At 73.0% G+C, this 5,807-nt stretch carries 4 protein-coding genes; 2 read left to right on the top strand and 2 right to left on the bottom strand.

Annotated elements, in window-relative coordinates; translation table 11 throughout:
- Positions 1 to 141 precede the first annotated feature (141 nt).
- Both RWM17_RS11545 and RWM17_RS11540 read right to left on the bottom strand, forming a co-directional pair.
- Positions 142 to 1,017, bottom strand: a complete 876-nt coding sequence (locus RWM17_RS11545) for a serine hydrolase (RefSeq protein WP_314103832.1) — start codon at positions 1,015 to 1,017, stop codon at positions 142 to 144.
- A 122-nt stretch (positions 1,018 to 1,139) separates the two neighbouring features.
- Complete coding sequence (locus RWM17_RS11540) at positions 1,140 to 3,104, bottom strand: M13-type metalloendopeptidase (protein WP_314103830.1); 1,965 nt, start codon at positions 3,102 to 3,104, stop codon at positions 1,140 to 1,142.
- A 128-nt stretch (positions 3,105 to 3,232) separates the two neighbouring features.
- Here RWM17_RS11540 and RWM17_RS11535 point away from each other — a divergent pair, with 128 nt between their 5' ends.
- Both RWM17_RS11535 and RWM17_RS11530 read left to right on the top strand, forming a co-directional pair.
- Positions 3,233 to 4,498: a solute carrier family 23 protein gene (locus tag RWM17_RS11535; RefSeq protein WP_314103829.1), complete on the top strand. Its 1,266-nt coding sequence runs from the start codon at positions 3,233 to 3,235 to the stop codon at positions 4,496 to 4,498.
- Between the two features lie 2 nt (positions 4,499 to 4,500).
- Positions 4,501 to 5,807 (top strand): MATE family efflux transporter (locus RWM17_RS11530; RefSeq protein ID WP_314103828.1); only part of this gene is annotated, 1,307 nt, incomplete at its 3' end.

Here is a 5,807-nt window from a genome sequence, read left to right as displayed (position 1 = left end):
CTGCAGAACCCGACCTCGTGTGCTGCAACAACGGGAATTCCCCGTGTTGTACGGCCCTCGAGGGCAGAACGGTCGGCATTTGCCGGTCGGGATTTGCCGGTCGGCACCTGCGGGGCGCGCGTGGGCGGGGCGGCCCGCGCGTCAGCGGACGCGCGCGAGCAGGTCGACGCCGACCGCTCTGGCCCCGGCGAGCACCCGGAGGCGGCGCTCGAGCGTGAGATCGTCGAACGTCATCGTCACGGCGTAGGCCACGCCGGCCCGCGGCCCGCGCAGCACCCCGAGCTCGGACCGCACCCCGCGGTCGCTGCCCACCGCGTTGACGAGCTGCAGGTCGTGGTCGGTCCGGCGGTGCGACACGGGGTCGAGGCCGAAGGGCGCTGCGACGAACGACAGGTCGACCCCGAGCGACAGCCAGCCGAGCACCCGGCTGCTGACCGCGGACCCGACCACCTGCCCCTGCGCGAGCAGGGCCGTCAGCTGGGCGAGTTCCCGGGTCGAGCCGACGGAGGGGGCAGGCGCGTCGTCGGGACCGCGCTCGGACCGGATCTCGTCGAGCAGTGCGGTGTTCCGCACGCCCAGGTCGTCGGCCCTGGCCCGGACCGCCTCGAGCCCGACCCTGCCGAGCAGCGCGTTGACGGCGGCGGGGTCGCGCACGGCCCCGACGAGGGCGGCCGCGTCGGTGACGGCCAGCCGGCGCCGCTGCAGGTACGACCAGATGCCGCCGCCGCCGAGGGCCGCCCGGCTGCCCGGACCGGCGATGCGCTCGAGCTCGTCGAGGGCGCCGAGCCGGCCTGCCTCGATCTGGGCGCTGACCTCGATCAACAGCAGCACGGCCCCGAGCTGCCCGACGGGCAGCACGACGCAGTCGTCGACGGCGAGCAGCTCGGTGCCGTCGTCGAGGTCCCAGACCGACCCGGAGACCTGCACGCCGTCGGCCGCGAGGTCGCCCAGGGCCGTCAGCGCGCCCTCGAGACCCCCCGGAGGCGAGGGCGGCGCGTGCCGCCCCGCCTCGATCACCTCGTCCGGACGGCTGCTGTGCCGGCCGGACCGGCCACCCCGACCCGGCACACCCTGACCGGGCTGCCCCTCGCGGCCATGCAGTCCCTCCCGGCCGATCGGGCCCTCCGCGGCCGGCACGGCTACCAGATCGTGACGCGCTGCTCGGCAGGGAGCCAGAGCGCGTCGGACTCCGTCAGCTCGAACGCGTCGTAGAAGTCGTCGATGTTCCGCACGATCTGGTTGCAGCGGAACTCGTTGGGCGAGTGCGGGTCGATCGACAGCAGCCGGATGGCCTCCTCGTCGCGGAGCTTGATCTGCCACGCCTGCGCCCAGCTGAGGAAGAAGCGCTGCGCCCCCGTCATCCCGTCGATCACGGGCGCCTCGGCACCGTCGAGCGAGATCAGGTACGCGTCGTACGCGATGGACAGCCCGCCGAGGTCGCCGATGTTCTCGCCGATCGTGAGCGCGCCGTTGACGTGGTGCTCGGGCACCTGGGCCGGGGCGAGGGCGTCGTACTGCGAGATGAGCGAGGTCGTGAGGCGCTCGAAGGCCTCGCGGTCCGCCGGGGTCCACCAGTCGGTGAGCTTGCCGTCGCCGTCGTACTTCGAGCCCTGGTCGTCGAAGCCGTGGCCGATCTCGTGGCCGATCACGGCCCCGATCGCGCCGTAGTTGGCCGCGGCGTCCCGGCTCGCGTCGAAGAAGGGGAACTGGAGGATGGCCGCCGGGAACACGATCTCGTTGAAGCCGGGGTTGTAGTAGGCGTTGATGGTCTGCGGCGTCATGAACCACTCGTCGCGGTCGATCGGCTGGCCGATCTTGCCCAGCTCGCGGTCGAAGCCGACGACGGCCGAGGCGCGGACGTTGCCGACGAGGTCGCCGGGGTCGACCTCGAGGGCCGAGTAGTCGCGCCACTTCACGGGGAAGCCGATCTTGGGCGTGAACTTCTCGAGCTTGTCGAGGGCCCGGGCCCGCGTCTCGTCGGTCATCCACGACAGGTCGCCGATGCTGCGGCGGTAGGCCTCGACGAGGTTGTCGACCAGGACGTCCATCGCCTCCTTCGCCTCGGGCGCGAAGTGGCGCTCGACGTAGATGCGGCCGACGGCCTCGCCCATGGCGCCCTCGACGAACGAGACGCCGCGCTTCCAGCGGGCCCGCTGCACGGGGGTGCCCGTCAGGGTGCGCCCGTAGAAGTCGAAGTTCGCCTCGACGAAGGGCGACGACAGGTACGCGGCGAACGACCGGACGACTTGCCAGCGCAGCCAGTCCTGCCAGGCCGGCAGGCGGTCGTCGGTCATCAGCCCGGCCAGGCCCGTCACGAACGAGGGCTCGCGCACGACGACCTCGTCGAAGACGCCGGCGGGCGCGCCCACCGCGTCGCGCCACACGTCGAGGTCGACGCCCTCGGCGAGCGCGGCCGCCTCGGACCAGGGCAGGAGGTTGTAGGTCGCGTCGCTGTCGCGGGTGGCCACGTTGTCCCAGTGGTGCGACGCGACGGCGGTCTCGAGCTGCATCACGCGCGAGGCGCGCTCGTCGGCGTCGTCGAGGCCCGCGAGCCCCAGCATGCGCGAGATGAAGGCCACGTAGGAGGTGCGGATCGCCTCGCTCTTCTCCTCGCGGTAGTAGGACTCGTCGGGCAGCCCCAGGCCGCCCTGCTCGACCTGCACGACGTACCGCGTGGGGTCGCCCGGGTCGTTGTCGACGAAGAGCTGGACGAAGCTCGCGACGCCCTGCTTCTCGAAGGCGCCGACGAGGCGGAGCAGCCCGGGCACGTCGTCGACGGACGCGACCGTCTCGAGGAGCGGGCGCAGCGGCTCGGCGCCGAGCGCCTCCACCCGGGCCTCGTCGGTGAAGCTGGTGAACAGGTCGCCGACCTTGCGAGCCTCGGTGCCCGGCTCGGCCGACTGGGACTCGTGCACGATGTCGCGGACCGCCGCCTCGGCCTCTTCTGCGAGGAGGTAGAAGGAGCCGTAGCGCGCCTTGTCGTCGGGGATCTCGGTCCGCTCGATCCACCGCCCGTTGACGTGGCGGAACAGGTCGTCCTGAGGGCGCACGCCCGGGTCGAGCTCGTCGGTGGTGATGCCGGAGGACAGCGCGTCGGTCGTCATGTCCGCCAGCCTAGGCGGGGCGGGCGACGCCGCGCCCGACGCGGCAGGGCCTGTGCAGAGCGCCCTGCCCCTCCACAGGCGCGGCGCAGGAAACGAGCAGGAAACAGCACGCCGCTACAGTTCTGCCCATGGCACTCCCCTGGGCACTGCACGGCGACGGCAAGACGGTCGACTCCACCGAGATCGTCGCCCCGGAAGAGCGGCTCACCTGGCCGCGCACCATCGGCCTGGGCGGTCAGCACGTCGTCGCCATGTTCGGTGCGACGTTCCTCGTGCCGATCATCACGGGCTTCCCGCCGAGCACGACCCTGCTGTTCTCGGGCATCGGCACGCTGCTGTTCCTCATCATCACGAAGAACAAGCTGCCGAGCTACCTCGGCTCGTCGTTCGCGTTCCTGGCCCCGATCGGGGCCGCGACCGCCGTCGGCGGCATCCCCCTCGCGCTCAGCGGCATCATCGTCGTCGGCACCCTGCTGGCGATCGTCGGCGTCGTCGTGCACCTCGCCGGCACCCGCTGGATCAACGCCTTGCTGCCCCCGGTGGTCAGCGGCGCGATCGTCGCCCTGATCGGCTTCAACCTGGCTCCCGCGGCGCGCGACAACTTCGCGCAGGCCCCGCTCACCGCGGTCATCACCCTCGCCGCCGTCGTGCTGAGCGCCGTGCTCTTCAAGGGCCTGCTCGGCCGCCTGTCGATCTTCGTCGGCGTCGTGGTCGGCTACGTGGCCGCGGTGCTGCTCGGCGAGGTCGACTTCAGCGCGGTCGGCGACGCCGCCTGGGTCGGGCTGCCGACCTTCACGGCGCCCGCGTTCGACCTCGCGCAGCTGCCGATCTACCTCGGGTTCCTGCCCGTGGTGCTCGCCCTGATCGCCGAGAACGTCGGACACGTCAAGGGCGTCGGCCAGCTCACGAAGCGCGACCTCGACCCGCTGACCGGCCGTGCGCTCTTCGCCGACGGCCTGAGCACCGTGCTGGCCGGTCTCGGCGGCGGCTCGGCCACCACCACCTACGGCGAGAACATCGGCGTGATGAGCGCCACGCGCGTGTTCTCGACCGCCGCGTACTGGGTCGCGGGCGTCGTCGCGATCCTCCTCGGCCTCTCGCCCAAGATCGGCGCCGTCATCTTCACCATCCCGCCGGGGGTCCTCGGCGGCGTGACGACGGCGCTGTACGGCCTGATCGGCGTCATCGGCATCCGCATCTGGGTCGAGAACAAGGTCGACTTCAGCCGCCCGAAGAACCAGCTGACGGCCGGCGTCGCCCTGATCATGGGCATCGCCGACTTCACCTTCGCGCTCGGCGGCGCGAGCTTCGGCGGCATCATCCTCGGCACCGTCGCCGCGATCGTCGTCTACCACCTGATGACCGTGGTCGGCCGCCTCCGGGGCACCGACTAGACGTGCGCCTCCGGTCGCCGCTCGACCGCGAGATCCTCCGCCTGGCCCTGCCCGCGCTGGGCGCGCTCGTCGCCGAGCCGCTGTTCCTCCTCACCGACACGGCCCTCGTCGGGCACCTCGGCTCCGTGCCCCTCGCCGGGCTCGGCGTCGCGAGCGTGATCCTGCAGACCGCGCTCGGCCTGCTGATCTTCCTCGCCTACGCGACGACCCCGACCGTCGCTCGGCGCCTCGGCGCGGGCGACCGCCGCGGGGCGATCCGCGCCGGCGTCGACGGCCTGTGGTTCGCCCTCGTCGTCGGCGTGGCGATCGCCGTGGCGGGCGCGTTCGTCGCCGAGCCGCTCGTCGGCCTCTTCGGGGTCGACGCCGACGTGGCCCGGGCCGCGACGACCTACCTCTCCGTCTCGCTGATCGGCCTGCCGGGCATGCTGGTCGTCATCGCCGCGACGGGACTGCTGCGCGGCCTGCAGGACACCCGCACGCCCCTCGTCGTCGCCGGCGTCGGGTTCGCGGCCAACGCCGCCCTCAACGCGCTGTTCCTCTACGGCTTCGGCTGGGGCATCGCGGGCTCCGCGGCAGGCACCGTCGTCGCGCAGTGGGGCATGGCCGCCGTCTACGTCGTCATCGCCGTCCGGGCGGCACGCGACGTCGGCGCCGACCTGCGCCCCGGCCTCGCCGGGGTGGGCCGGACCGCCCGCTCGGGCGCATGGCTGCTGGTGCGGAACGCGGGTCTGCGTGCCGCGCTCGTCGCGACCGTCGAGGCCGCCGCCTCCTCGGGGGTCACCGGCCTTGCCGTGATACAGATCGCGCTCACGCTGTTCAGCACGCTGGCGTTCGCCCTCGACGCCCTCGCGATCGCGGGGCAGGCGATGGTCGGGCACGCGCTCGGCCAGGGCGACCGCGAGCGGGTGAGGGCGATCACCCGACGCCTCATGCTGTTCGGCGTCGGCGGCGGCGTGCTGCTCGGCGCCCTGCTCGCCATGCTGGCCCCGGTGCTCGCGCCCGTCTTCAGCAGCGACGAGGGGGTGCGCGCACTGCTGCCCTCGGTGGTGGTCGCGATGGCCGTCGGGATCCCGCTGGCGGGCTTCGTCTTCGTGCTCGACGGCGTGCTGCTCGGCGCCGGCGACGCTCGCTACCTCGCCGTCGCGAGCGTCGTCAGCGTGCTGGTCTACCTCGCGCTGCTGCTCCCGGTGGAGGCGCGGGTCGGCCCCGGCACGGCCGGCGCGGTCGCGCTGTGGCTCACGTTCGGCCTCGGCTACGTCGGCGCCCGCGCGGTCACGCTCGGGCTGCGGGCCCGCACCGACCGCTGGAT

The sequence above is a fragment of the uncultured Frigoribacterium sp. genome (genome assembly GCF_963515265.1).
In the GTDB taxonomy this organism is placed as follows: Bacteria; Actinomycetota; Actinomycetes; order Actinomycetales; family Microbacteriaceae; genus Frigoribacterium.
The sequence above is the reverse complement of the archived record's forward strand: the minus strand, read 5'-3'. Positions and strand labels throughout refer to the sequence as shown.

Excerpts from the sequence above, each read along its gene's own strand:
- RWM17_RS11540 (WP_314103830.1), bottom strand. The coding sequence starts at position 3,104 with ATGACGACCGACGCGCTGTCCTCCGGCATCACCACCGACGAGCTCGAC.
- RWM17_RS11535 (WP_314103829.1), top strand. The coding sequence starts at position 3,233 with ATGGCACTCCCCTGGGCACTGCACGGCGACGGCAAGACGGTCGACTCC.